A 25,007-nucleotide genomic window follows, 5' to 3' on the forward strand; every position below is an offset into this window, starting at 1 on the left:
GAGTAATCGGCACTCCTGGGTGGTTCCTGAAGCGAGTCAGACGTCACGCGCGCAGGCGCCGGAGCCCAGCAGCGCCAGCCCCGCCCGGTCGCCGGCGCCGAACGTGGTCACGTTCGCGCTCGTGCGCGGGTACATCAGCTGGGTGGCGTCGTCGACGTGGGCGAGCCCGACGAGGTGGCCGAGCTCGTGCGTGAGGACGCCGATCGCGACGCCGCTGCCGTTCGGGGCCGCGAGGAGACGCCCGAGCTCCTCGGCGTCGATCGTGACGGCGCCGGTCACGTAGGTGCTCCGCCCGTCGTGCGTCAGGACCGCGGATCCGCCGGTGCCGGCGACGTCGCCCGCCAGGCCGGGGGTCTCGGACGCCGTGGACCAGGCGATGAGCACCGGTGCCCACCGCTTGCCGTAGCGGTCCGGCTGGTACGCGGGCCGGCCGGGGTCGGGCGCCTCGTCCGTCGCGCCGTCCGCGACGAACCGCAGCCCAGTGGCGTGGGCCACGCGCTCGACGGCGGCCTGCAGCACGGCGTCGGCCCCGTCGGGCGCCTGGTCGGGCCGGACGACGTAGTGGATGGGCCGGCACGGGCTGTACGTGACGGGGCCGGATCCGTCGGGCTGCATCGCGGAGAACGCGTACGACCCGGTGTCGAGCACGGACTCGGGCGGCGGGGCGCCGAGGGGGAGGCGGGCCTCCTCCAGACCGGCCGGCGGGCTCGACGACGGGAGCGCCACGGACACCCACCACCGGCCACCGGTGACGACGGTGGCCGCGATCGCGCCCGCGATCATCATCCTGACGAGCCGGGACGGGCGCCGCGCAGACTGCGGCGGCGCCAGGAACCGGACCCCACCGGCCGTCGGCGCCAGCATGGGCCGGTCGGCGGGTGGACCGGCCGGGAGAGAGGGATGGACCAGAGCCGAAGAGGCGGGTGCCGGCAGGAGGACGATGCTCGGCACGGGGGTCGCGACGGAGGCGGGCACGAAGGACGGCACGCGCGCAGGAGGAGCCCCGGGCGGCGTGGCGACGCCCTCGTCGAACCGATAGCCCCCGTTCACGTGCCGTCCTCCTCGACCCGACCTGACCCGCCCGACCCACCCGTCGTGGATCCCGCGAGGATCGCACAGGGCCCGACGCTGTCGGGGTCAGGCGGGCAGACATCACCCGCCGATCGCCCAGGTGCGCGCGAGACCAGGCGCGGACCCGGCCAGGACTGCTCGCCACCCCTCGCGCACGCGCGTCGCTACCCTCGGCAGGTGCCCGAGGTGACCGTCCCCAGGATCCTGCAGGACGGCGTCGGCCGCACGGAGAACGGGCGGGACTGGATCGCGCGGCTGCCGGACCTCCTCGGGCGCGCGGTCCGCCGCTGGGACCTGCGGCTCGGCGAGCCGTTTCCCTCCGGTACCGCGTCGTGGACGGCGCCGGTCCGGTGCGCGGACGGCACGGCCGCGGTGCTCAAGGTCTCGTTCCCGCACGACGAGGCCCGCCACGAGGCCGCGGGTCTGCGGGCGTGGCACGGGCACGGGGTCCCGCTGCTCCTCGACGACGACCCGGGCGACTGGGCCCTGCTGCTCGAGCGGGTCACGCCGGGGACGCCGCTCAGCAGGTCGAGCGCTCCGGCGGGGGACCGGCTGCTTGCCGGCGCAGGCGTGCTGCGTGCCCTGCTGGCCGCCCCGGCGGCGGCAGGCGCCGACGTGCCGTCCATGGCGGACGTGTGTGGGCGCTGGGCGGACCTGCTGACGGACCGGGCGCGGCGGGCGGGCACCGGGGCCGACCCGGGCCTCGTCCGGGAGGCGGTCCAGGTCCTGCGTACCCTGCCGCGGACCGTGACCGGGGAGCCGGCCACGGTGCACGGCGACCTCAACCCGGGCAACGTGCTGCAGGGTGCCGGCCACCGGTGGGTCGCGATCGACCCCAAGCCCATGCGAGGTGACCCGGCGTACGACCTGTGGCCGCTGCTGGCGCAGGTCGACGACCCGTCCACGCACCTCGACCCTGCGAGCGCCCTGCGGGCCCGGGTGGCGCTGGTCGGCGACGCGACCGGTCTGGACCGGCAGCGCATCGTGGCGTGGGGGCTCGCGCGCGGCGTCGAGTCCGCGCTGTGGTGGTGGGACGTCTCCGGGGACGTCGCCACCCTCCGGCAGCAGCTGGCCGACGCGGCGGTCTGGGCGCGCCTGCTCGGGTGACATCCCGCTCCCGCACTGCCGGGACGCCTCAGGGCGACGAGACTGGCGGACAGGGCGAGCGAAGGGACCACGCCATGCGCATCGGCATCCCGTGCGAGGTCAAGAACCGGGAGTACCGCGTCGCCCTGACGCCCGCGGGAGCGCACGAGCTCGTGCGGCACGGGCACGAGGTACTCGTGGAGACGGGCGCCGGCGCCGGGTCAGCCATCCCGGACGAGCAGTACGTGCACGCGGGCGCCCGGGTGGTCCCCGACGCCGCGCACGTGTGGGAAGCAGCCGACCTCGTGTGCAAGGTCAAGGAGCCGGTCTCCAGCGAGTTCGGGTTCCTGCGCAAGGACCTCGTGCTCTTCACGTACCTGCACCTGGCGGCCGACCGGCCGACCACCGACGCGCTGCTCGAGGGTGGGACCACGTCGATCGCCTACGAGACGGTCCAGCTCCCGGACCGCTCGCTGCCCCTGCTCGCGCCGATGAGCGAGGTCGCCGGGCGCCTCGCCACGCAGGTGGGCGCCTACCACCTGATGAAGAACGAGGGCGGCGCGGGCCTCCTCCTGGGGGGCGTCCCGGGGGTCGACGCGGCCAAGGTCGTGGTGCTCGGCGCCGGTGTCGTCGGCCGGCACGCCGCGGAGATCGCCGTCGGCATGCGCGCCGACGTGACGATGCTGGACGTGTCGATGCCCCGCCTGCGCGAGGTCGACGCCGCGTTCGGCGGCCGGGTCCGGACGCTCGCCTCGAGCGCCTGGGTGCTCGAGCGGGAGGTCGTCGACGCCGACCTCGTCATCGGTGCGGTCCTCGTGCCGGGCGCCCGGGCACCGCACCTCGTGTCCGACGCGGTCGTCGCCCGCATGCGCGCCGGGTCGGTGCTGGTCGACGTCGCCGTCGACCAGGGCGGCTGCTTCGAGTCCACGCGACCGACCACGCACGACGACCCGACCTTCCGCGTGCACGAGGCGGTCTTCTACTGCGTGGCGAACATGCCCGGTGCCGTCCCGGTGACGTCCACACGGGCGCTCACCAACGTGACGCTGCCCTACCTCACCGCGCTGGCGGACCACGGGTGGCGCCAGGCGGTCGCCCACGACCCGGCCCTGGCCGCCGGCGTCACCACGGACGGTGGCCTGCTGTTCAACGCCGCCGTCGGCGACGCCCACGGCTACCCGGTCAGCGACCTGGCCGCCGCGACCTGACCGTCTCCGGCCGGCCGGCCGGACGCAGCACCACGGGCGCGGTGCATCCACACCTCGTCCGGACGGCGCCGGTGCGCCGCTCGTCCTAGCGTGCCCTCATGGCGACGGCGCTCCTGATCGGCGGCAGCGGACAGATCGGCCGGGCAGCTGTACCGGCGCTCCTCGCGGACGGCTGGGACGTCCGGGTGCTGACCCGGGACGCGGCGACCCACGGCGCGCAGGTGGCCCGCTGGGGAGCCGAGCCGGTGGTCGGCGACCGGGGCGACCCCGAGGTGCTCGACCGGGCGCTGGGGGCCGGGGTCGACGTGCTCGTCGACGTGGTGGCGTACGACGACGCGGACGCCCGGCCGCTCCTCGCGAGACGCGACCGCATCGGCTCGGCCGTCGTCGTGTCCAGCGCGGCGGTGTACGTCGACGCGCACGGCGACGGGTTCGAGACCGAGGAGTTCGGGGCGTTCCCCGTGCCCGTGACGGAGGACCAGCCGACCGTCGGCCCCGCCACGGGCTCGTACGCCACCGGCAAGGTCGCCCTCGAGCGGGCCTGGCTCGCGGCCGACGTCCCGGTGACCGTGCTGCGACCGGGGGCCATCCACGGACCGGGCTGCCGGCAGCCGCGCGAGTGGACGTTCGTGAAGCGCGTGCTCGACGGCCGCGACGTCCGCGTGCTGGCCTACGACGGCGCCAGCCGCTTCCACACCACCTCGACATCCGTGCTCGCCGAGCTCGTGCGCCTCGCGGCCGCCCGTCCGGGGGACCGGGTCCTCAATGCGGCCGATCCCGAGGCACTGACCGTCGCGGAGATCGCTGCCGCGGTCGACGCCGCGCTCGGGGTGCACACGCGGACTGTCACGTTCGCCGGCCCGCCGGTCGACGGCGTGGGCCTCACGCCGTGGTGCGTGCCCCGCCCGATGGTGCTCGACATGGGGCAGGCCGAGCGCACGCTCGGCTACGTCGCCCCGGCCGGCTACGCCCAGTCGGTCCGCCCGACGGTCGAGTGGCTCGTCGAGCAGGCACGCACCGGCGACTGGCGAGCTGCCTTCCCGGGGTTCGTCCGCATGGAGGCCAGGGGCGACCTCTTCCCGTACGCGGCCGAGGACCGGTTCCTGGCAGGTCGCGGGCAGGTGAGCTGAGACGGACCGCCGGGTGTCATGAGCGGCACACGACCGGCTGCTCCGGAAGGATGGCCGCCATGACGGACACCACCCTCGCCGCGGACAACCCCTTCGTGGCCCCCTCGACGCTGCCGTACGGGCTCCCCGACCACACCCGGATCCGTGAGGAGCACTACCTCCCCGCCCTGCTCGCCGGCATGGCCGAGCACCGGACCGAGCTCGAGGCGATCGCCACCGACCCGGCGGAGCCGACGGTGGAGAACACCCTCGTCGCCCTGGAACGTTCCGGTCGGCTGCTGCACCGCGCGGCCACGTCGTTCTACAACCAGGCGAGCAGCGACTCCACCCCGGGCCTGGACGCGGTCGAGGAGCAGGTCGCGCCGCTGATGGCCGAGCATCACGACGCGACGTACCTCGACGTGCGGTTGTTCGACCGGCTGGAGGCGCTGCACGCGGCGGCCGAGGACGGCCGGCTGGACCTGGAGCCGGACACCGCCTGGCTGCTGCACCGCACCCGCACGGAGTTCGTCCGCTCGGGTGTCCACCTCGACGCCCGGGCGCAGGACCGGCTGCGAGCGCTCAACGCCGAGATCACGTCGCTCGAGACGACGTTCGGCCGCGACCTGCTAGCCGCCACCAACGCGGCGGCGGTCCTGGTCACGGACGAGGCCGAGCTCGACGGCCTGCCGGAGGACGCCCGGGCGGCGGCGGCACTGGCGGCGAAGGAGCGCGGCCACGACGACGGCTGGCTCGTCGAGCTGCAGCTCCCCACCCAGCAGGCGCCGCTGGCGACGCTGCGGGACCGTGGGCTCCGCGAGCGGGTCTTCCGGGCCTCTGCGACGCGCGGTGCGTCGCAGGGTCCGCACGACACCCGGCCCACGGTCCTGCGGCTCGTCCGGCTGCGGGCCGAGCGGGCCCAGCTCCTCGGGTTCGACCACCACGCCGCGTACGTCGCGGCGGACGCCACCGCCAAGTCCGCCCAGGCCGTCGCCGACATCCTCGAGCGGCTCGCCCCGGTGGCCGTGGCGAACGCCCGGTCCGAGGCCGCCGAGCTCGAGGCGGCGCTCGTCCGTGACCACCCGGGTGCCACCCTGGAGCCGTGGGACTGGGCGTTCTACGCGGAGCAGGTCCGCAAGGAGCGACGCTCGCTCGACGACGCCGTGCTGCGCCCCTACCTGGAGCTGGAGCGCGTGCTGGCGGACGGTGTGTTCCGGGCGGCGAACGCGCTCTACGGACTGACGTTCGCAGAACGTCACGACCTGGTCGGCTACCACCCGGACGTGCGCGTCTTCGAGGTGTTCGACGCCGACGGCAGCGGTCTCGGCCTGTTCCTCGGTGACTTCTGGACGCGCGAGTCCAAGCGCGGCGGCGCATGGATGAACAACCTGGTCGACCAGTCGACGCTGCTCGACGAGCTGCCCGTGGTGGTCAACAACCTCAACATCCCGAAGCCGCCCGAGGGACAGCCCACCCTCCTCACCTGGGACGAGGTGATCACCGCGTTCCACGAGTTCGGCCACGCGCTCCACGGCCTGTTCTCGGCGGTGCGCTACCCGTCGCAGTCCGGGACCGACGTGCCGCGGGACTTCGTCGAGTTCCCGTCGCAGGTGAACGAGATGTGGGCGTGGGACCCGTCGATCGTGCGGGCGTTCGCGCTGCACCACGAGACCGGTGAGCCGATGCCGTCCGAGTGGGTCGACACGCTGCTCGCCGCCCGGCAGGACGGCGAGGGGTTCGCCACGACCGAGTACCTGGCCGCGGCGCTCCTGGACCAGGCGTGGTACCGCCTGTCGCCCGACGAGGTGCCGACCGACCCGGCCGACGTGGAGACCTTCGAGGCGGCCGCGCTGCAGCGGGCCGGCGTCGCGTTCCCACCGGTGCCACCGCGCTACCGGACGACGTACTTCAACCACGTGTTCGCCGGCGGGTACTCGGCCGGTTACTACTCGTACATCTGGTCCGAGGTGCTCGACGCCGACACGGTCGAGTGGTTCCGCGAGAACGGCGGTCTGCGCCGCGAGAACGGCGACACGTTCCGCGCCCGGCTCCTGTCCCGCGGGGGCTCCGTCGACCCGCTCCAGGCGTTCCGTGACCTGCGTGGCCGCGACGCGGACATCCGGCCGCTGCTGGCCCGCCGGGGCCTGCTGGGAGCCGGGGAACGCTGACCGTCCGGTGCACGGGAGGGCCGGTACGGTGGTCGGCATGCCCGACACCCGTACCGGCTCAGCCGTGCCCCTGAACAGCCCCACCGCTCAGGACGAGGTCGTCGGGATCTGTCGTGACCTGATCCGGTTCGACACGTCGAACTACGGCGACGGCTCGGGCCCGGGGGAGCGGGCCGCCGCGGAGCACGTCATGGGACTGCTCACCGAGGTCGGCCTCGCCCCGGAGCTGTTCGAGAGCGAGCCGGGCCGCTCGAGCGTCGTGGTGCGTCTCGAGGGTGCGGACTCGTCGCGGCCGGCGCTCGTGCTGCACGGTCATCTGGACGTCGTGCCGGCCCGCGCCGCGGACTGGACCGTGGACCCCTTCGCAGCGGAGGAGACCGACGGGCTGGTCTGGGGCCGTGGAGCCGTCGACATGAAGGACATGGACGCGATGATCCTGGCGGTCGTCCGCCAGATGGTGCGCGAGGGTCGCAGGCCCGCGCGGGACCTCGTGGTCGCGATGTTCGCGGACGAGGAGGCCGGGGGCACGTACGGCGCCCGGTGGGCCGTCGACCATCGTCCCGACCTGTTCGAGGGCGCCACGGAGGCGATCAGCGAGGTCGGCGGCTTCTCCGTCGACGTCGACGGGCGGCGGGCCTACCTCCTGCAGACCGCCGAGAAGGGCCTGTCGTGGCTGCGGCTCGTCGCCGACGGCCGGGCGGGGCACGGCAGCCAGGTGAACAGCGACAACGCGGTGACGCACCTCGCCGACGCCGTCGCCAGGATCGGCCGCCACCCGTGGCCGGTGCGCCTGACGCCGACCGTGCACGCGCTGCTGCGGGGCGTCGCGGATCTCACGGGCCTGCCGTTCGACCCCGAGGACCCCGCGTCGGTCGACGCGCTCGTGGTAGCGCTCGGACCCGCGGGCAAGTTCGTCGGGGCAACGTTGAGTCACACCACCAACCCGACGCAGCTCACCGCCGGGTACAAGGCGAACGTCATCCCGGGGAGCGCCGAGGCCACGGTCGACGGCCGCTTCCTGCCCGGCCTCGAGGACGAGTTCGTCGCCACGGTGACGGACCTGGCGGGCGAGCACGTCCGGCTCGAGCGCATCCACCACGACGTCGCGCTCGAGGCGCCGTTCTCCGGTGGTCTGGTGGACGCCATGGTGGACTCGCTGCTCGCGGAGGACCCCGACGCGACAGTGCTGCCGTACACGCTGTCCGGCGGTACCGACAACAAGTCGCTGTCACGGCTGGGCATCACGGGGTACGGGTTCGCACCGCTGCGGCTGCCGACGGACCTCGACTTCGCGGGGATGTTCCACGGGGTCGACGAGCGCGTCCCGACGGACGCCCTGCGTTTCGGCACCCGAGTGCTGGACCGGCTGCTGCGCTCCTGCTGACGCGCTGCCGCACCGACGACGGGTCAGTCGTCCTCGGCCTGCGAGAGGGTGCTGTGCACCCGGATGATCTTGCGCCGCAGCCAGACCTTGCGGCCGCCGCCCGCGAACAGGCGGGTGCGGGCCAGCTCCCAGCGCCCGTACTCGGCCTGCTCGGTGAGGAGCTGCCGGGCCTCGCTCCGGGTCGTCGACGGCGGTATCACGATGACCCTGACCTCGTACTGGCCGCCCTGGGAGATCCAGTCCTGACGCTTCGTCCCCGCCTGACCCTGTGCCATCCGCCACCCCGTCCCGCGCGCCGTGCACGCGTCGCCGTCCCACCGGTGCCGACCGACCTTACGCGGTGCCATTGTGCCCCGCACGGCGCTACGGTCGTCGCATGACCGTCGACCCGCGTGCCGCGCTGGACCGCCTGATCGCAGCCCTCGAGGCCCACTACAACGCCGTCGTCTCCAAGCACGGCGACGACGACCCGAACGTCGACGACGCGTACGACGTGCTGGCGGACGCGTTCGAGGTGTACGACGACGCGCTCGGCACGGTCCACGGGGAGGCGACGCCGTTCTACCTCGCCGAAGAGGACGAGGACGACGAGGACGACGAGGACGAGGACGATGACGAGGTCGACGAGGACGGCTACGACGTCGACGACCTCGCGGACGAGCCGACCGGGCTCAGCAGCCGCTGAGGCGGCCGGCTCGGACGGGCTCAGAACCGCTCCGGGTACCCGACCTCCGGTGCGCTGACCTCGTCGAGAGCGCGCCGCAGCTCGACCGGCAGCTCGAGGTCCTCGGAGGCGAGCGACCCGCGCAGCTGCGAGGCGGTCCGTGCGCCGACGATCGCCGAGCAGATTCCCGGACGGCCGCGCAGCCACGCCAGCGCCACCTCCAGGGCAGTCCGCTCGAGGCCGTCCGCCGCCGTGGCGACCGCCTCGACGACCGCGGCGGAGTCGCGTCCGAGGTAGGGCTCGACGAACCCGGCGAGATGGGGCGACGCGGCCCGCGAGTCGGCCGGGATCGTCCGGCGGTACTTGCCGGTGAGCACACCGCGACCGAGCGGCGACCAGGCGAGGGCACCGATCCCGAGGGCTGCCGCTGCGGGGAGCACCTCGCGCTCGATGCCACGTTGCAGGAGCGAGTACTCGGCCTCCACGGCCGCGAGGCCGGTGTCTCCCTCGAGCAGCGTCGCCGCCCGGGCGACCTGCCAGCCCGCGTGGTTGGACAGCCCCACATACCGGGCGCGCCCGCTCGACACGGCCAGCCGCAGCGCGGAGACGGTCTCGTCCAGCGGCGTCCGTGTGTCCGGCGACTGCACGAGGAACAGGTCCACGTGGTCGGTGCCGAGTCGCCGCAGGGACGCGTCGAGCGACGTGAGCAACGCTCCCCGCGACGCGTCGAGCACGCCGCCCGAACCCGTGCGTCGGACGCCCGCCTTGGTGCACAGGACGAGCTCGTCCCGCGCGACGACGTCGCCGAGCAGGGCGCCGACGAGCTCCTCGGCCCCCCCGTCGGCGTACGACGCGGACGTGTCGAGAAAGGTGCCTCCGGCGTCGACGAAGTCCCGCAGCTGCTCGGCCGCCTCGTGCTCGTCCGTGTCTCGGCTCCACGTCATGGTGCCCAGCCCGAGCCGCGAGACGCGCAGACCTGTGCGGCCGAGATGGCGCTGTTCCATGAGGCGCAACAGTAGCCGCGGCGCCCATGGCCCCCGAGGACGGCCCGCCGGGTCGCATCCGTCGCCCTGCGGCCCCGCTAGGGTTGCGGCTCGTGAGCATGGGTGCAGGTGAAGCGATCCTCCTGGGTCTGGTCCAGGGACTGACCGAGTTCTTGCCGGTGTCGTCGAGCGCGCACCTGCGCATCGTCGGTGAGCTGATCGGGTCCTCCGACCCGGGCGCGGCGTTCACGGCCATCATCCAGCTCGGCACCGAGTCCGCGGTGATCCTCTACTTCCGCCGCGACATCGCACGCATCTGCTCGGCGTGGTGGAGCGCGGTGCGCGGGGACCGGGGCCTCGACTGGCGCTCGCGCGCCGGCCTGCCCAACGACCGGCCGGCGGACCACGACGCGCTCATGGCCTGGTTCATCGCGATCGGGTCGGTGCCCATCGTCGTGCTCGGCCTGCTCTTCCAGGACGCCATCGAGCAGACGTTCCGCAACCTGTGGCTGATCGCGCTCACGCTGGCCGGGTTCGGTCTGTTCCTGGGCTGGGCCGACCGGCGTGGCCGGCACGCCAGGCCGCTCGACGACCTCACACCCCGGGAGGCCGTCAAGTTCGGGCTGTGGCAGTCCCTGGCGCTCATCCCCGGGGTGTCCCGGTCCGGGGGCACCATCACCGGTGGTCTGCTCATGGGCTACACCCGGGAGGCGGCCGCTCGTTACTCGTTCCTGCTCGCGATCCCGGCGGTGTTCGGGTCAGGGTTGTTCCAGCTGGCCAAGAGCGTGGGTGACTTCGGTCACGCAGGCACGCCCGGGTTCGGTGCGACGCTGCTCGCCACGCTCGTCTCGTTCGTCGTCGGGTACCTGGTCATCATCGTGTTCCTGAAGATCGTCTCGACGTTCAGCTACGCGCCGTTCGTCTGGTACCGGGTCGGGCTGGCCGTCCTTGTCGTGCTGCTCCTGCTCACGGGAGTTCTCGATGCGAGCTCGGCGCCCGCGAACGCCTGACGGCTACAGCCAGCCGGACCGTCGGAACACGCGGAACAGCACCCAGCACGCGACGGCCATGCCGACCAGCGCGGCGGGGTAGCCGTAGGTCCAGTCGAGCTCCGGCATGTGCCGGAAGTTCATGCCGTAGACACCGGCCACCAGCGTCGGCACGGCGATCATCGCCGCCCACGCCGAGATCTTGCGCATGTCCTCGTTCTGCTGCACGGAGACCTGCGCGAGGTGCGCCGAGAGCATGTCGCCCAGCAGGCGGTCGTGCGCGTCCAGGTGTCGGTCGACGCGGTCGGTGCTGGCCTGCAGACGGCGCAGCCACGGTGGCGCCGCAGCGCCGCCGGACGCCTCCTCCTCCTCGGCCAGCAGGTCCGGGAGCACGGTCGTGACCGGTCCGAGGGCGTGACGGGCTTCGGCGATCTCACGCTTGAGGTCGTAGATCTGCTCGACGGACCGGGTGCGGCCGTCCGACGAGAAGACCACCCGCTCGGTCTCGGCGGTGGCCTCCCCGAGCGCGATCTCGACCTCGGACGCCGTGGCGACGAGCGTGAGGAGCACGGCGGCGAGCACCTGCTGGACGCCGCGGTCAGGCACGGCGGTGCCCGAGGTCAGCTTGTGCTCGGCGTGCTCGATCACCTGGGCGTCGCCCAGCTCGCACATCAGGAGCACGTCGGGTCCGACGACGCACGTGAGTGCTCCGGTGCGCACGTCACGTGTCTGCTCGACGTACGACAGCGTGGGTACGGTCAGCACGAGCTCCCCGCCCAGCGTGCGGTCCACCCGCGCTCGCATCGGGAGGCTCGGCGACACCGGGTGGGCGCTCGCCCCACGGTGCTCGAGCGCGGCGACCACACCCTCGCCGAGCCCGTACCGTCGAGCGGCGTCGACGAGCCGACCGGGCTCCTGGACGACGACCCACCGGGCACCACCGCCGGGACCGCGGTCGTGCTCCAGGGGCTGCCACCCGTCGCCGGTCTGCTCGCACACGCGCTCGCCCCGGTCGTCGCGCGCCGGTGTCGTCGTCTCCACGGCTGCATCGTGACACCCCAGGACCCCGGGCGTGCGGTGACGGTTAGGCTGCCGCCGTGCTCACCTGGCCGACCCCGCCGATCCCTCAGCTCCCCGGACGCGGTGCACCGGTCCAGGTCCGCGACTCCTCGTCGGGTCGGCTCGTCGTCGCCGCGACCGGGCAGGTGGCGACCCTGTACGTCTGCGGCATCACCCCGTACGACGCCACGCACCTGGGCCACGCCGCCACCTACGTCGCCTTCGACGTCCTGGGCAGGGCGTGGCGCGACGCCGGCCACACGGTCAGGTACGCGTCCAACGTGACGGACGTCGACGACCCGCTGCTGGAGCGGGCGACCGCGACCGGCGTCGACTGGCGGACGCTCGCGGTCGAGCAGACCGCCCTGTTCGCCGAGGACATGACGGCGCTGGGCGTGCTCCCGCCCGACACGTACCTCGGCGTCGTGGAGTCCATCCCCGCCGTGGTGGCTGCCGTGAGCGATCTCCTGGAGGTCGGTGCCGCCTACCGGGTCCCGACACCGGGCTCGACCGGCGAGGGCGACGTCTACGCCGACCTGTCCAAGGACGCCGACTTCGGCACCGTGGCGGGCCTGGACCACGACACGATGCGTGTCCTGCTCGCGGAGCGCGGGGGAGACCCCGACCGCGCCGGGAAGCGGTCCGTGCTCGACCCGCTGCTCTGGCGGTCCGAGCGGCCCGGCGAGCCCGCCTGGGACGGCGGCGTGCTGGGTCCCGGCCGTCCCGGCTGGCACATCGAGTGCGCGGTCATCGCGCGGGACGGGCTGGGCCTGCCGTTCGATGTGGAGGGCGGCGGGTCCGACCTGCTGTTCCCGCACCACGAGATGAGCACCTCCCACGCGCGTCTGCTCGACGCGGGCGAAGGTGCCCGGGTCCATGTGCACACCGGGATGGTGGGGCTCGACGGCGAGAAGATGAGCAAGTCCCGCGGCAACCTCGTGCTCGTGTCGAGCCTGCGAGCCGCCGGTGTGGACCCGATGGCCGTGCGTCTCGCGATCCTCGCCCACCGCTACCGCGACGACTGGGACTGGACCGACGCCGACCTGCACCGCGCCCAGCAGCGTCTCGAGCGGTGGCGCCGCGCGGTGTCCGGCAACGGCGGGCCTGACGCCACCGCCATGCTGGCCGGCGTGCGCGCCGCGGTCGCCGCGGACCTGGACACCCCCGCGGCCCTCGCGGTCGTGGACGCCTGGGTGGAGGACTCGCTCGCGGGGACCGCCGACCCCGTCGAGGGTGCACCGGGCGTCGTCGCCCGCACCATCGACGCGCTGCTGGGGATCCGGATCTGAGCGCTGCGTCGCGACGGACGGACCGGCACAGCCGGCCCTGACGTCAGCCGCCGGTGCCCTTGTCCCGCCGTCGCAGGTAGCGCTCGAACTCCTGGGCGATCGCCTCTCCGCTCGCCTCCGGCAGGTCCGCCGTGTCCTTGGCCTCCTCGAGCTGACGCACGTACTCGCCGATCTCGTTGTCCTCGCCGGCGAGCTCGTCGACCCCGTGCTGCCAGGCGATCGCGTCGTCGGGCAGCTCGCCCAGCGGGACCGGCTCGCCCAGGAGCTGCTCGATGCGGTGCAGGATCGCCAGCGTCGCCTTCGGCGACGGTGGATGGGCCACGTAGTGCGGGACCGCCGCCCACAGGGACATCGCACGCATGCCGCGGACCGCCGCCTCGTGCTGGAGCACGCCGACGATGCCGGTGGGGCCCTCGTACGTGTTGGGGTCGAGTCCGATGAGCTCACGCAGCCCGGCGTCCTCGCTCGTGGAGTTCACCGGGATCGGCCGCGTGTGCGGCACGTCGGCGAGCAGGGCCCCGACCGTGACCACCGTCCGTACGCCCATGCCGGCCGCGATGTCGAGGAGCTCGGCGCAGTAGCGTCGCCACCGCATCGACGGCTCGATGCCGTGCACCAGGACCACCCGACGTCCGGTGCGGTTCGCGTCCGCCAGCGCGACCGCCGTGGTCGGCCACGTGATCTCACGCGTCCCGTCCGGGCCGGGTCCGATGATCGGCCGGTTCACCTGGAAGTCGTGGTACTCCTCCGGGTCGAGCTCGTCGACCTGCTCGGCGTCCCACACCTCGTGCAGGTGCTCGAGAGCCTGCGTCGCGGCTGATCCCGCGTCGTTCCATCCCTCGAAGGCGGCGAGCATCACCGGCTCGTCGTCCGGGAGCTCTGCGGGTCCGTGCTCGGTCATCCACCCAGCGTAGGACGCCCGCCTCGCGCACCCACGCAAGGGGTGGTCGGAGGGCGCGGCCGGGCCGTGCTTAGCATGGAGCCCATGCCTGCCCCTGCCGACGACCCCTTCGCCGCTCCCGCGCCGCCCGCGGCCGTGCTCTGGGACATGGACGGCACCCTGATCGACACCGAGCCGTTCTGGATCGCGGCGGAGGTCGAGCTGGTCGAGGCCCACGGCGGGGTGTGGACGCACGAGGACGGGCTCGCCATGGTGGGCAGCTCGATGGACGTCTCGGCCGGCGTCCTGCGCTCGCGCGGTGTGGACCTCCCGGACGAGGCGATCGCCGCGTTCCTCAACTCGCGTGTCGGCGCCGGTGTGGCTGCGGGCGTCCCGTGGCAGCCGGGCGCGGAACGGCTCCTGCTGGACCTCCAGGCGGCCGGGGTGCCGATGGCCCTCGTGACGTCGTCGTTCCGCGTCCTGGCGGAGCCCTTCGCACGGGCCGCTCGCTTCTTCGACGTCGTCGTCGCCGGTGACGACGTGGTCCGGCCCAAGCCCGACCCTGAGCCGTACCTGCGCGCCGCCGAGGCGCTCGGTGTCGACGTGACGGTGTGCGTCGCCGTCGAGGACTCGAGGTCCGGGATCGCGTCGGCCGTCGCGTCGGGCGCGCACGTGGTGGCCGTCGAGGTCATGCAGCCCGTCGCGCCACGTCCGGGCCTGAGCCGGGTGGCGTCGCTCGAGGACCTGACGCTCGACGACCTCGCGCGGATCGCCGCCGGCGAACGGCTGGACCTGCGGCCCACCGGCTGAGCAGTCCGGGCGAGCAGGAGTACGCGGCCCACCGGCTGATCAGTCCGGGCGAGCACGAACACGACGGCCGCGGTCCGGCCTGACGCGCGGGCCCGGCCCGACGAGCCCGGCGTCCGCGCTGCCGTCAGGCGTCCGGCACGACCTCCTTCGGTACCACGCCGATCGCCCGCTCGACGGCGCCCTCGGGGATGTCCGGCGGCGTGCCGCCGAACGCGGGGCATACGTCGCGGAACGAGCACCAGTCGCACAGCTTCGACGGCCTGGGTCGCCAGTCCCCGGCGCGCGCCGTCTCCTGGATCCCCGCCCAGATGGACCGCACGCGCGCCTCGAACGTGTGCATCTCCGGCTCTGTCGGCTCGTGCCTGAGCACCACGCCGTCACCGAGGTACTCGAGCTGGAGCAGCTTCGGGAGGACGCCGCGGGTACGCCAGATCACGTACGCGTAGAAGCGCATCTGGAAGAGTGCCGAGCTCTCGAACCCCGCGCGCGGCGACCGCCCGGTCTTGTAGTCGACGACACGCACCCACCCGTTCGGTGCGACGTCGACCCGGTCCACGATGCCGCGCAGCTGCGGACCGTCCTCCAGCTCCATCGACACCGCCAGCTCCCTCTCGCGGGGCTCCAGCCGGGTCGGGTCCTCCAGCGTGAAGTAGGTCGCGAGAAGACGTTCGGCGCTGTCGAGCCACTCGGCGAGCTCGTCGGGCGTGGCGAAGAGGTCGGCGACCTGCGGCGACCGCTCGCGGAGCGCGTCCCACCGGGCCGGCAGCAGGGCCCCTGCCGCCTCCAGCGTGCGGTCGACCGAGGGCAGGTCGAAGAGGTGCTCGAGCACCGCGTGCACGAGCGTGCCACGCGCCGCCGCGCTGCTCGGAGGCTCGGGCAGCCGGTCGACGACCCGGAGGCGGAACATGAGCGGGCACTGCAGGAAGTCGTTGGCGCGCGAGGGCGACAGCCCGGGCGTCGACGGGGGCCTGGACGACGCGGCCTCGACCTGCTGCTCCACGAGCTCCTCGACGGAGTCGTCCCGCGCTGTCGCCACGTCCGGCACCAGGTCCGGCAGCTCGCCGGCCACAGACTCGTCCACGTCCTGAGAGCTCACCCCACGAGCCTAGGCGCCAGCACTGACAAGCCCCGCCCGACGAGCCGGTGCGCCAGGGCCCCCGCGTCGCGGCACCTAGGCTGGCGCCGTGAGCACACCGCCTCCCGCCCGACGCACGTCCGGCTGGGTCATCGGGCGCGCGGCCGGTGCGCCGATCATCCTCGCGCCCAGCTGGCTGCTCGCGGCGGTCGTCCTCACCCTGCTCTTCGCGCCCACCGTGCGGAACCGCATCGGTGACGTCGGGGCCGGCGTCTACGTCGTCGCGCTGGTGTTCGTGGTCCTGCTCTTCGGGTCCGTGCTGGTGCACGAGCTGGCGCACGGGTTGGTCGCGAAGGCGCGGGGCCAGCAGCCCCAGGAGTTCGTGCTCACACTGTGGGGCGGTCACACGTCGTTCGGCGGGGCCGCGCCGACGCCCGCCACGAGCGCACTGATCGCGGTCGTGGGGCCGCTCGCCAACCTCCTGCTCGCCGCCCTGTTCCTCGCAGCAGCCCGGTGGGTGGACCCGCCGGCGTTCGGGGAGCCCGGGATCACGAGCCTGCTGCTGTACTCCGGTGCGGTCGCGAACGGCTTCGTCGGCCTGTTCAACCTCGTGCCCGGCCTGCCGCTCGACGGTGGCCGCGTGCTCGAGGCGCTCGTGTGGGCCGTCACCGGGAACCGCCACACGGGCACCGTCGTCGCAGGCTGGTGCGGCCGGGTCGTCGCGGTGTCCGTGTTCGCGTGGGCGCTCGTCGTGCCGGTCCTGCAGGGCTACCAGCCCGACCTGGGCCAGGTGCTCTGGGCGGCGCTCATCGGCGCGTTCCTCTGGTCCGGTGCGTCGGGCGCGGTCCGGGGCGGCAAGACGCAGAAGGCCGTCGCCCAGGTCACGTTCGCCACGGTGGGCCGTCGCGCCGCGACCGTGGGGCACGGCGACTCGGTGGCGCAGGCGCTCGCGGTCGCCGCCGCAGCAGGAGCCGACGAGGTCGTCGTCCTGTCGCCGGACGGCCGCCCCGCGGCCTACGTGGACCCGGCGGCCGCCGCGTCCGTCCCGGCGGGGTCGGCCGGGACCACCCTCGTGACGGCGGTCGCCGTGCCGCTCCCGGTCGGGGCCGTCGTCGACGCCTCGCTCACAGGCTCCGCGCTGGTCGCCGCCGTCGGGCAGGCGACCCGGATCTCCCCGGTGGTCGCCGCGACGAGCGACGGACGGGTGGTGGGACTGATCCGCGCGACGGACGTGATCGCGGCGATCCGCACCTGAGGGGCCGCCGCACCGATCGGGGCGAGGAGGAACGTCTCGATGCGCCTCCTAGACTCGGGCCCCGTGACCACCGACTCCCTCCCCGCCGGCGCCGCACAGCGGCGCGGTCCCTTCCGCACCGGCGACCGCGTGCAGCTGACCGACCCGCGCGGCAGGCTGCACACGATCACCCTCGCCCCGGGCGGCACCTTCCACACCCACCGCGGCTACTTCACGCACGACGACCTCATCGGCGCCCCCGAGGGATCGGTGGTCCGCAACACGGCCGGCATCGAGTACCTCGCGGTGCGCCCGCTGCTCGCGGACTACGTGCTGTCCATGCCGCGCGGCGCCGCCGTCGTGTACCCCAAGGACGCAGGCCAGATCGTCGCGATGGCGGACATCTACCCGGGCGCACGGGTCATCGAGGCCGGGGTGGGCTCCGGCGCGCTGACGATGTCCTTGCTGCGGGCCGTCGGCGACAGCGGGTCGCTGCACTCGATCGAGCGTCGCGAGGACTTCGCCGCGATCGCGCGCGGGAACGTCGAGGGGTTCTTCGGCGGTCCGCACCCGGCATGGCAGCTGTCGGTGGGCGACCTCGCGGACGTCCTGCCCGAGGTGGCGGGGCCCGCCACCGTCGACCGGGTGGTGCTCGACATGCTCGCGCCCTGGGAGAACCTGGAGGTGGCCGCGCAGGCGCTCACGCCCGGCGGCGTGCTCATCGCGTACGTCGCGACGACGACCCAGCTGTCGCGGCTCGCGGAGGACGTGCGCTCCGACGGCCGGTACACCGAGCCCGAAGCCTGGGAGTCGATGGTCCGCGGCTGGCACCTCGAGGGCCTCGCCGTCCGCCCGCAGCACCGGATGATCGGCCACACCGGATTCCTGCTGACGACCAGGCGGCTCGCCGACGGCGTCGAGGCGCCGCTGCGCCGCCGCCGTCCCGCGAAGGGCGCCTACCCGGTCGGCGAGGACGGGGCACCCGCCGCAGACCCGGAGCTCTGGTCGTCCGAGGCGATGGGTGAGCGCGCCGTCTCGGACAAGAAGCTGCGCCGCGCGCGTCGCGACGTGGGGCAGGCGCCGACCGACTGAGGCGTACCCGGGACGTCCGGCAGGCGCAGCGGTCTCGCGTCATGGACCGGCGTCCGCCACGCGAGACGTTCCGGACACACCGCACCCGTTGGTACAGACCGGTTGACACTGGTGGTTAGGGTCGTCGAACCAGCAGGCACCCAGCAGGCGGAGCGCCGTGGACGGTGGTTCAGCAGTGGTCCGACACCCACCGGGCACGACGCGGAACGGAGGCCGAGACGATGACCGACCCGAACGCCCCTGGACGTGACGTGCAGCGCGAGCTCGCGGTGCTCGCCGCGAAGAACGAGCGCCTCAGCGAGGCGCTGGTGGCCGCACGTGAACAGATCCTCGACCTCAAGCGGCAGGTGGACGACCTCGCCAAGCCGCCGGGCACCTATGCCACGTTCCTCGGTTCCCGGGCCGACGGCAGCGTCGACGTGGTCTCCTCCGGCCGCAAGATGCACGTGGGCGCGAGCCCCGCGATCGACGTCCACCGGCTCCGCCCCGGCCAGGAGGTCATGCTCAACGAGGCCCTCACGGTGGTCGAGGCCGGCGGGTACGAGAAGGTCGGCGAGATCGTCACCGTCAAGGAGATGCTGGGTGAGGGGCGAGCCCTCGTCGTGGGCCGTGGGGACGAGGAGCGGGTCGTCCGGTTCGCCGGCCAGCTGCTCGACTCGCCTGTCCGGATCGGCGACGCCCTGACGATCGACTCCCGCAGCGGGTTCGTCTTCGAGGTCATCCCGCGCGCCGAGGTCGAGGAGCTCGTCCTCGAAGAGGTGCCGGACATCGACTACACGGACATCGGCGGTCTCGGTCCGCAGATCGAGGCGATCCGCGACGCCGTGGAGCTGCCCTTCCTGCACCCGGAGCTCTTCCGGGAGCACGGGCTCAAGCCACCGAAGGGCGTGCTGCTGTACGGCCCGCCGGGGTGCGGCAAGACGCTCATCGCGAAGGCCGTCGCCCACTCGCTCGCCGCTACGGCGGCCGAGGCGCGCGGTGACGACCTCACGGAGGCGCGCAGCTACTTCCTCAACGTCAAGGGGCCCGAGCTCCTCAACAAGTACGTCGGCGAGACGGAGCGGCACATCCGGCTCATCTTCGCCCGGGCCCGGGAGAAGGCGTCGCAGGGGCACCCGGTCGTCGTGTTCTTCGACGAGATGGAGTCGCTGTTCCGCACCCGTGGCACCGGCGTCTCGAGCGACGTCGAGACGACCATCGTGCCGCAGCTCCTCAGCGAGATCGACGGCGTCGAGCGGCTCGAGAACGTGATCGTCATCGGCGCCTCCAACCGCGAGGACATGATCGACCCCGCGATCCTGCGTCCCGGCCGGCTCGACGTGAAGATCAAGATCGAGCGGCCGGACGCGGAAGGCGCCCGCGAGATCTTCGGGAAGTACCTCACGCCGGACCTGCCGATCCACCCCGACGACATCCACGAGCACGGCGACTCGCCCGTCGACGCCGTCGAGGCGATGATCACCCGGGTCGTGGAGCGCATGTACACCGAGAGCGAGGAGAACCGCTTCCTCGAGGTGACGTACGCGAGCGGCGACAAGGAGGTCCTGTACTTCAAGGACTTCAACTCCGGGGCCATGATCCAGAACGTCGTCGACCGGGCCAAGAAGTCCGCGATCAAGGACCTGCTCTCGACGGGTCAGCGCGGCATCCGGGTGGACCACCTCCTCAACGCGTGCGTCGACGAGTTCCGCGAGAACGAGGACCTGCCGAACACGACGAACCCCGACGACTGGGCCCGGATCTCCGGGAAGAAGGGCGAGCGGATCGTGTTCATCCGCACGATCGTCCAGGGCAAGAAGGGCACGGACGGCTCGCGGACGATCGAGACGGTCACGAGCACGGGCCAGTACCTCTGACCGACCGGGGCGCACGGCCGGTCCACGAGCAGGCGCACGTTCAGGTGCACGGTCACGCCACCCCTAGGGTGGGTCCGTGACCGTGCGCCGCGTGATGGGCATCGAGACCGAGTACGGGATCCTCCAGCCCGGACGGCCGCTCGCCAACCCGATGCTCCTGTCCAGCCACGTGGTGGCCGTGCACGCGGCTGCGCGGGAGGGCGCCCGGGCCAAGGCCCGCTGGGACTACGACGACGAGGACCCCCTGCACGACGCGCGAGGGTTCCACCTGCAGCGGGCCTCCGCGCACCCGTCGCTGCTGACGGACGACCCGACGGCCGCGGCGCCCTCAGCGGACGAGCGGGCGTCCGACGGCCCGCAGTCGTTGCCCCGGGCGAGCGCCGAGGAGTACGAGGATCCGGGCGCCGCGAACGTCATCCTCACCAACGGCGCACGGCTGTACGTGGACCACGCCCACCCCGAGTACTCGTCGCCGGAGGTGACGAACCCGCTCGACGCGGTGCGGTGGGACCGAGCCGGCGAGCTGGTGATGCTCGGCTCGGTGCGTGCGCTCGCCTCGACGGCGGCGCTGCCCGACGTCGCCCTCTACAAGAACAACGTGGACGGCAAGGGCGCGACGTACGGTACGCACGAGAACTACCTGGTCGAGCGCGCGGTGCCCTTCGGTGACCTGGCGGCGCGCCTGATCCCGTTCCTCGTGACGCGGCAGGTGTTCACCGGCGCCGGCAGGGTCGGGATCGGTCAGCGCGGCGAGCAGGCGGGGTTCCAGCTGTCGCAGCGCGCCGACTACATCGAGGCCGAGGTCGGGCTCGAGACGACGCTCCGGCGGCCCATCGTCAACACCCGCGACGAGCCGCACGCGGACCCCGACCGGTGGCGCCGGCTGCACGTGATCATCGGTGACGCGACGATGCTCGAGGTGGCGACGTACCTGCGGCTCGGCACGGCGTCGCTCGTCCTGTGGCTGATCGAGCGGGCGGTCGCCGAGGGCGGTGCCGGCGGTGCGCTCGCGCAGATCGACCGCCTCGCGCTGCGCGACCCCGTGACGGCCGTGCACGCCGTGAGCCACGACCTGACGTTGTCGGCCCGGCTGGAGCTCGCCGACGGTCGACGGCTGACGGCCCTCGAGGTCCAGCAGGAGTACCTCGTCGCGGTGCGCACCGCGCTCGCCCACGCCGGGGGAGAGCTGGACGCGCAGACCGTCGACGTCCTGGATCGCTGGGAGGCCCTGCTGACGGCGCTGGGCACGGACCCGGCGTCGTGCGCGCGCCAGGTCGAGTGGCTCGCCAAGCTGCGCCTCCTCGACGGGATGCGCCGTCGCGACCGGCTGGCGTGGGACCACCCGCGCCTCGCGGCCGTTGACCTGCAGTGGTCGGACGTGCGGCCGGAGCGCGGCCTGTACCACCGCCTCGTGGCGGCAGGGGCGGTCGAGCTGCTGGTCACGCCCGAGCAGGTCGACGACGCCGTCGCGCACCCGCCGGCCGACACGCGGGCGTTCTTCCGCGGAGAGGTCGTGGCCCGGTACGGCGGTGAGATCTCTGCGGCGAGCTGGGACTCGGTCGTCTTCGACGTGCCCGGAGCGGCGACGTTGCAGCGCGTCCCGATGCGTGACCCGCTGCGCGGCACGCGCGCGCACGTCGGTGACCTGCTGGACCGGTGCCCGGACGCGGCGTCGCTCCTCGTGGCGCTCGGCTCCTGACGTCCGGGGGCGCCCGCGGCGGCGCCCGCCCCCCCGCTGACGGACCGCGTCGACGGCTCCAGGACGTCCGGGACGCGGGCCGGACCTCGGATGCGTCGGAGGTTGGGCCTAGGGTGGGGGTGAGAAGGATCGTCGGTGCTCGGGGAGGTCTTCATGGCTGGTCAGGAACAGGTGCGGCCCCGCCGCGACGACGAGGAGCCGGTCGACGGCCCGGACACCCCGACGCCCGCGGCGCCCTCGGCGCAGGCGCGCGACGCCGAGGTCGACGCGCTGCTCGACGAGATCGACGACGTGCTGGAGTCGAACGCCGAGCAGTTCGTGCGGGGCTTCGTCCAGAAGGGCGGTCAGTGAGCGCCGATGACCGCACTGACTTCAGGGCCCGACCGTTCGACGTCGGGGCGGTTGCCTCACGCGTTCACCACGCCGGGTTCGTCCTCGTTCGTGGACTTTCTCGCGGGCTACGCCCCGCAGCTGCTGCCAGGCAACCGCTCGGTGCCGGCCTCTGAGGTGGCGGCCCCGCACGGGACCACGATCGTCGCGCTGCAGTTCGACGGCGGGATCGTCATGGCGGGCGACCGCCGGGCCACGATGGGCTCGATGATCGCGAGCCGGGAGATCGAGAAGGTGTTCCCGGCGGACGAGTACTCGGCCGTGGGCATCGCGGGAGCGGCCGGGCTGGCCGTCGAGCTCGTCCGGCTGTTCCAGCTCGAGCTGGAGCACTACGAGAAGATCGAGGGCAGCCTGCTCTCGCTCGACGGCAAGGCCAACCGGCTCGCCACGATGATCCGGGGCAACCTGGGGCTCGCCATGCAGGGCCTGGCGGTCGTGCCGCTGTTCGGCGGCTTCGACCTGGACCGGGGCGCGGGCCGGATCTTCTCGTACGACGTCACGGGCGGCCGGTACGAGGAGCACGAGCACCACGCGGTCGGATCCGGCTCGGTGTTCGCGCGCGGCTCGCTGAAGAAGCTGTGGCGGCCGGGTCTCGATGCGGCCGGGGCGGTCCGGGTGGCGGTCGAGGCGCTCGTGGACGCGGCCGACGACGACTCGGCGACGGGTGGCCCGGACACCGTCCGGCGCATCTGGCCGGTCGTCGCCACCGTCACCGCCGCGGGATACCTGCGGTCCGGCGACGAGGAGCTCGGCGCGGTCGTCGAGGTCGTCGAGCAGGAACGCCGCCAGGCCCACCTCGGACGGGGAGGTGCCCTCCGATGAGCATGCCGTTCTACGTCGCTCCCGAGCAGCTCATGAAGGACCGCGCGGACTACGCCCGCAAGGGCATCGCCCGCGGCAGGTCCGTCGTGGTCCTGCAGTACGACGACGGCATCGCGTTCGCGACCGAGAACGCCTCCCGTGCGCTCCACAAGGTCTCGGAGATCTACGACCGGATCGCCTTCGCCGCGGTCGGCAAGTACAACGAGTTCGAGAACCTGCGGGTCGCCGGGGTCAGGTACGCGGACCTCCGCGGATACTCCTACGACCGGGAGGACGTCACCGCCCGCGGGCTGGCGAACGCGTACGCGCAGACGCTCGGCACCGTGTTCACCACGGAGTCGAAGCCGCTCGAGGTCGAGATCGTGGTCGCGGAGGTCGCCCGCCAGCCGGCCGGCGACCAGATCTACCGGCTGTCGTACGACGGCTCGGTGGCGGACGAGCACGGGTTCGTCGTGATGGGCGGCCAGGCGGACCGGCTCGGAGGGCTGCTCGAGGCCGGCTGGTCGCCGGGCATGACGCTCCCTGAGGTGCTGGCGCTGGGCGTCCGGGTGCTCGGATCGGCGGGGGACGACGGCGGCGACGTGCGGGTCATCCCCGCCCAGCAGCTCGAGGTCGCCGTGCTGGACAGGACGAGGCCCCGGCGCACGTTCCGGCGGCTGACCGGTGCTCTCCTCGACGACCTGCTGGCGGCGCCGGTGGCGTCGGGCGGCGAGGGCACCACGGACTGACAGGTCGGTCCGGTGAGCAGGGAACCGACGAGGGGAGCAGGGCATGGACCGACGGATCTTCGGCCTCGAGACCGAGTACGGCGTCACGTGTGCGGCCCAGGACGGGCGCGGGCTGTCGGCGGACGAGGTCGCGCGCTACCTGTTCCGCAAGGTCGTCGCGTGGGGTCGCTCGTCGAACGTGTTCCTGCGCAACGGCTCGCGGCTCTACCTCGACGTCGGGTCCCACCCCGAGTACGCGACGGCGGAGTGCGACGACGTGCGGCAGCTCGTCGCACACGACCGTGCCGGCGAGCGCATCCTCGAGGGTCTGGTCGCCGACGCGCAGCAGCGCCTCGAGCACGAGGGCCTGCCCGGCCGGATCCACCTGTTCAAGAACAACACCGACTCCGCCGGGAACTCCTACGGCTGCCACGAGAACTACCTCGTGCGGCGGCAGGGCGACTTCTCGCGGCTCTCGGACGTCCTGGTGCCGTTCCTCATCACGCGCCAGATCCTCACCGGCGCCGGCAAGGTGCTCAGCACTCCTCGCGGCGCCGTCTACTGCCTGTCCCAGCGGGCGGACCACATCTGGGAGGCGGTCTCCAGCGCGACGACCCGGTCCCGGCCGATCATCAACACGCGCGACGAGCCGCACGCGGACGCGGAGCACTACCGGCGGCTGCACGTCATCGTCGGCGACTCGTCGATGTCGGAGTCCACCACGATGCTCAAGGTCGGCACCACCGACCTGCTGCTGCGCATGATCGAGGCCGGCATCCCGATCCGGGAGATGTCGCTGGAGAACCCCATCCGCGCCATCCGCGAGATCAGCCACGACATGACGGGCATGCACCCGGTGGTCCTGGCCAACGGGAAGACGGTGACGGCGGTCGACCTGCAGGAGGAGTACCTGGCCCGGGTGACCGACTTCGTGTCGTCGGACGGCGGACCGACGCCCGAGACGAAGATGGTCCTGGACCTGTGGGAGCGAGGCCTGCGGGCGCTGCGCACCGGAGACCTGTCGCTCGTCGAGCGGGAGCTCGACTGGGTCATCAAGTACAACCTCATCGAGCGCTACCGGGCCAAGCACGGCCTCGAGCTGTCCGACGTGCGGGTGCAGCGGCTCGACCTCGCCTACCACGACATCTCGCGCACCGAGGGGTTGTACAACCTGCTCGCCGCCAAGGGTCTCGTGGAACGCGTGAGCACCGACCTCGAGATCTTCGAGGCGACGGCCGTCCCGCCGCAGACCACCCGCGCCAAGCTGCGCGGCGACTTCGTGCGTGCGGCCCAGGAGGCCCGCCGGGACTACACGGTCGACTGGGTGCACCTCAAGCTGAACGACCAGGCCCAGCGGACGGTCCTCTGCAAGGACCCGTTCCGGAGCGTGGACGAGCGCGTCGACCGGCTCATCGAGTCGATGTAGGCACGG

At 73.2% G+C, this 25,007-nt stretch carries 23 protein-coding genes; 17 read left to right on the top strand and 6 right to left on the bottom strand.

What is annotated here, in order from left to right:
* Positions 1-36: 36 nt before the first annotated feature.
* A complete protein-coding gene (locus tag ACVW07_RS00455) occupies positions 37-864 on the bottom strand; it encodes a matrixin family metalloprotease (protein WP_456817330.1) in 828 nt (275 codons plus the stop codon).
* Between the two features lie 384 nt (positions 865-1,248).
* Here ACVW07_RS00455 and ACVW07_RS00460 point away from each other — a divergent pair, with 384 nt between their 5' ends.
* The 5 genes from ACVW07_RS00460 to ACVW07_RS00480 all read left to right on the top strand — a co-directional run bounded on the left by ACVW07_RS00460 (position 1,249) and on the right by ACVW07_RS00480 (position 8,026).
* Positions 1,249-2,178: an aminoglycoside phosphotransferase family protein gene (locus tag ACVW07_RS00460; protein ID WP_456817331.1), complete on the top strand. Its 930-nt coding sequence runs from the start codon at positions 1,249-1,251 to the stop codon at positions 2,176-2,178.
* Between the two features lie 74 nt (positions 2,179-2,252).
* Positions 2,253-3,365, top strand: coding sequence for an alanine dehydrogenase (ald, locus tag ACVW07_RS00465; protein ID WP_456817332.1), 1,113 nt, complete (start codon positions 2,253-2,255; stop codon positions 3,363-3,365).
* Between the two features lie 98 nt (positions 3,366-3,463).
* Positions 3,464-4,495, top strand: a complete 1,032-nt coding sequence (locus ACVW07_RS00470; protein ID WP_456817333.1) for an NAD-dependent epimerase/dehydratase family protein — start codon at positions 3,464-3,466, stop codon at positions 4,493-4,495.
* A 59-nt stretch (positions 4,496-4,554) separates the two neighbouring features.
* On the top strand, positions 4,555-6,642 hold the full coding sequence (locus ACVW07_RS00475) for a M3 family metallopeptidase (RefSeq protein WP_456817334.1): 2,088 nt from the start codon (positions 4,555-4,557) through the stop codon (positions 6,640-6,642).
* 37 nt (positions 6,643-6,679) lie between these two features.
* Positions 6,680-8,026, top strand: a complete 1,347-nt coding sequence (locus ACVW07_RS00480) for a M20/M25/M40 family metallo-hydrolase (RefSeq protein WP_456817335.1) — start codon at positions 6,680-6,682, stop codon at positions 8,024-8,026.
* A 23-nt stretch (positions 8,027-8,049) separates the two neighbouring features.
* On the opposite strand, the gene ACVW07_RS00485 is transcribed toward ACVW07_RS00480, so the two are convergent.
* Positions 8,050-8,301, bottom strand: coding sequence for a DUF5703 family protein (locus ACVW07_RS00485; RefSeq protein WP_456817336.1), 252 nt, complete (start codon positions 8,299-8,301; stop codon positions 8,050-8,052).
* A 101-nt stretch (positions 8,302-8,402) separates the two neighbouring features.
* Here ACVW07_RS00485 and ACVW07_RS00490 point away from each other — a divergent pair, with 101 nt between their 5' ends.
* Entirely contained in the window at positions 8,403-8,711 is a 309-nt protein-coding gene (locus ACVW07_RS00490; protein WP_456817337.1) for a primosomal protein, read from the top strand.
* A gap of 20 nt (positions 8,712-8,731) precedes the next feature.
* On the opposite strand, the gene ACVW07_RS00495 is transcribed toward ACVW07_RS00490, so the two are convergent.
* Positions 8,732-9,694, bottom strand: coding sequence for an aldo/keto reductase (locus ACVW07_RS00495; protein ID WP_456817338.1), 963 nt, complete (start codon positions 9,692-9,694; stop codon positions 8,732-8,734).
* 98 nt (positions 9,695-9,792) lie between these two features.
* Between ACVW07_RS00495 and ACVW07_RS00500 the strand changes: the two genes are divergently transcribed.
* Positions 9,793-10,683 carry an undecaprenyl-diphosphate phosphatase gene (locus ACVW07_RS00500; RefSeq protein WP_456817339.1) on the top strand — a complete coding sequence of 297 codons (891 nt, stop codon included), beginning with the start codon at positions 9,793-9,795 and terminating at the stop codon, positions 10,681-10,683.
* A 3-nt stretch (positions 10,684-10,686) separates the two neighbouring features.
* Here the strand turns inward: ACVW07_RS00500 and ACVW07_RS00505 are convergent, their stop codons facing one another.
* A complete protein-coding gene (locus ACVW07_RS00505; protein ID WP_456817340.1) occupies positions 10,687-11,703 on the bottom strand; it encodes a magnesium and cobalt transport protein CorA in 1,017 nt (338 codons plus the stop codon).
* Between the two features lie 56 nt (positions 11,704-11,759).
* Here ACVW07_RS00505 and mshC point away from each other — a divergent pair, with 56 nt between their 5' ends.
* Positions 11,760-13,010, top strand: coding sequence for a cysteine--1-D-myo-inosityl 2-amino-2-deoxy-alpha-D-glucopyranoside ligase (gene mshC / locus ACVW07_RS00510; protein ID WP_456817341.1), 1,251 nt, complete (start codon positions 11,760-11,762; stop codon positions 13,008-13,010).
* Positions 13,011-13,053: 43 nt separating this feature from the next.
* On the opposite strand, the gene ACVW07_RS00515 is transcribed toward mshC, so the two are convergent.
* Positions 13,054-13,911, bottom strand: a complete 858-nt coding sequence (locus ACVW07_RS00515) for a PAC2 family protein (RefSeq protein ID WP_456817342.1) — start codon at positions 13,909-13,911, stop codon at positions 13,054-13,056.
* Between the two features lie 84 nt (positions 13,912-13,995).
* Between ACVW07_RS00515 and ACVW07_RS00520 the strand changes: the two genes are divergently transcribed.
* The gene (locus tag ACVW07_RS00520; protein WP_456817343.1) at positions 13,996-14,700 is read left to right on the top strand and encodes an HAD family hydrolase; all 705 of its coding nucleotides are present in this window, start codon (positions 13,996-13,998) and stop codon (positions 14,698-14,700) included.
* Between the two features lie 124 nt (positions 14,701-14,824).
* On the opposite strand, the gene ACVW07_RS00525 is transcribed toward ACVW07_RS00520, so the two are convergent.
* Positions 14,825-15,700, bottom strand: coding sequence for a RecB family exonuclease (locus ACVW07_RS00525; protein ID WP_456820999.1), 876 nt, complete (start codon positions 15,698-15,700; stop codon positions 14,825-14,827).
* Between the two features lie 184 nt (positions 15,701-15,884).
* Here ACVW07_RS00525 and ACVW07_RS00530 point away from each other — a divergent pair, with 184 nt between their 5' ends.
* The 8 genes from ACVW07_RS00530 to pafA all read left to right on the top strand — a co-directional run bounded on the left by ACVW07_RS00530 (position 15,885) and on the right by pafA (position 25,001).
* A complete protein-coding gene (locus ACVW07_RS00530) occupies positions 15,885-17,030 on the top strand; it encodes a site-2 protease family protein (RefSeq protein WP_456817344.1) in 1,146 nt (381 codons plus the stop codon).
* A gap of 39 nt (positions 17,031-17,069) precedes the next feature.
* Positions 17,070-18,101: a tRNA (adenine-N1)-methyltransferase gene (locus tag ACVW07_RS00535; RefSeq protein WP_456817345.1), complete on the top strand. Its 1,032-nt coding sequence runs from the start codon at positions 17,070-17,072 to the stop codon at positions 18,099-18,101.
* Positions 18,102-18,322: 221 nt separating this feature from the next.
* Complete coding sequence (gene arc, locus ACVW07_RS00540) at positions 18,323-19,957, top strand: proteasome ATPase (RefSeq protein ID WP_456817346.1); 1,635 nt, start codon at positions 18,323-18,325, stop codon at positions 19,955-19,957.
* Between the two features lie 76 nt (positions 19,958-20,033).
* On the top strand, positions 20,034-21,656 hold the full coding sequence (gene dop / locus ACVW07_RS00545; protein WP_456817347.1) for a depupylase/deamidase Dop: 1,623 nt from the start codon (positions 20,034-20,036) through the stop codon (positions 21,654-21,656).
* Between the two features lie 153 nt (positions 21,657-21,809).
* Positions 21,810-22,007, top strand: a complete 198-nt coding sequence (locus tag ACVW07_RS00550; RefSeq protein WP_456817348.1) for a ubiquitin-like protein Pup — start codon at positions 21,810-21,812, stop codon at positions 22,005-22,007.
* A gap of 6 nt (positions 22,008-22,013) precedes the next feature.
* Positions 22,014-22,868 carry a proteasome subunit beta gene (gene prcB, locus ACVW07_RS00555; RefSeq protein ID WP_456817349.1) on the top strand — a complete coding sequence of 285 codons (855 nt, stop codon included), beginning with the start codon at positions 22,014-22,016 and terminating at the stop codon, positions 22,866-22,868.
* Positions 22,865-23,596: a proteasome subunit alpha gene (prcA, locus tag ACVW07_RS00560; protein WP_456817350.1), complete on the top strand. Its 732-nt coding sequence runs from the start codon at positions 22,865-22,867 to the stop codon at positions 23,594-23,596. Before prcB ends, prcA begins: the two co-directional genes overlap by 4 nt.
* A gap of 43 nt (positions 23,597-23,639) precedes the next feature.
* Complete coding sequence (gene pafA / locus ACVW07_RS00565) at positions 23,640-25,001, top strand: Pup--protein ligase (RefSeq protein ID WP_456817351.1); 1,362 nt, start codon at positions 23,640-23,642, stop codon at positions 24,999-25,001.
* The last annotated feature ends 6 nt before the right edge of the window (positions 25,002-25,007 follow it).

Source organism: Cellulomonas sp. URHB0016 (genome assembly GCF_054057935.1).

What these genes read in the sequence shown, in the direction of transcription:
- ACVW07_RS00455 (WP_456817330.1), bottom strand. Translation starts at nt 864, where the DNA reads ATGCTGGCGCCGACGGCCGGTGGGGTCCGGTTCCTGGCGCCGCCGCAG.
- ald (WP_456817332.1), top strand. Translation starts at nt 2,253, where the DNA reads ATGCGCATCGGCATCCCGTGCGAGGTCAAGAACCGGGAGTACCGCGTC.
- ACVW07_RS00470 (WP_456817333.1), top strand. Translation starts at nt 3,464, where the DNA reads ATGGCGACGGCGCTCCTGATCGGCGGCAGCGGACAGATCGGCCGGGCA.
- ACVW07_RS00475 (WP_456817334.1), top strand. Translation starts at nt 4,555, where the DNA reads ATGACGGACACCACCCTCGCCGCGGACAACCCCTTCGTGGCCCCCTCG.
- ACVW07_RS00480 (WP_456817335.1), top strand. Translation starts at nt 6,680, where the DNA reads ATGCCCGACACCCGTACCGGCTCAGCCGTGCCCCTGAACAGCCCCACC.
- ACVW07_RS00485 (WP_456817336.1), bottom strand. Translation starts at nt 8,301, where the DNA reads ATGGCACAGGGTCAGGCGGGGACGAAGCGTCAGGACTGGATCTCCCAG.
- ACVW07_RS00490 (WP_456817337.1), top strand. Translation starts at nt 8,403, where the DNA reads ATGACCGTCGACCCGCGTGCCGCGCTGGACCGCCTGATCGCAGCCCTC.
- ACVW07_RS00495 (WP_456817338.1), bottom strand. Translation starts at nt 9,694, where the DNA reads ATGGAACAGCGCCATCTCGGCCGCACAGGTCTGCGCGTCTCGCGGCTC.
- ACVW07_RS00500 (WP_456817339.1), top strand. Translation starts at nt 9,793, where the DNA reads ATGGGTGCAGGTGAAGCGATCCTCCTGGGTCTGGTCCAGGGACTGACC.
- ACVW07_RS00515 (WP_456817342.1), bottom strand. Translation starts at nt 13,911, where the DNA reads ATGACCGAGCACGGACCCGCAGAGCTCCCGGACGACGAGCCGGTGATG.
- ACVW07_RS00520 (WP_456817343.1), top strand. Translation starts at nt 13,996, where the DNA reads ATGCCTGCCCCTGCCGACGACCCCTTCGCCGCTCCCGCGCCGCCCGCG.
- ACVW07_RS00535 (WP_456817345.1), top strand. Translation starts at nt 17,070, where the DNA reads ATGCGCCTCCTAGACTCGGGCCCCGTGACCACCGACTCCCTCCCCGCC.
- arc (WP_456817346.1), top strand. Translation starts at nt 18,323, where the DNA reads ATGACCGACCCGAACGCCCCTGGACGTGACGTGCAGCGCGAGCTCGCG.
- ACVW07_RS00550 (WP_456817348.1), top strand. Translation starts at nt 21,810, where the DNA reads ATGGCTGGTCAGGAACAGGTGCGGCCCCGCCGCGACGACGAGGAGCCG.
- prcB (WP_456817349.1), top strand. Translation starts at nt 22,014, where the DNA reads ATGACCGCACTGACTTCAGGGCCCGACCGTTCGACGTCGGGGCGGTTG.
- prcA (WP_456817350.1), top strand. Translation starts at nt 22,865, where the DNA reads ATGAGCATGCCGTTCTACGTCGCTCCCGAGCAGCTCATGAAGGACCGC.
- pafA (WP_456817351.1), top strand. Translation starts at nt 23,640, where the DNA reads ATGGACCGACGGATCTTCGGCCTCGAGACCGAGTACGGCGTCACGTGT.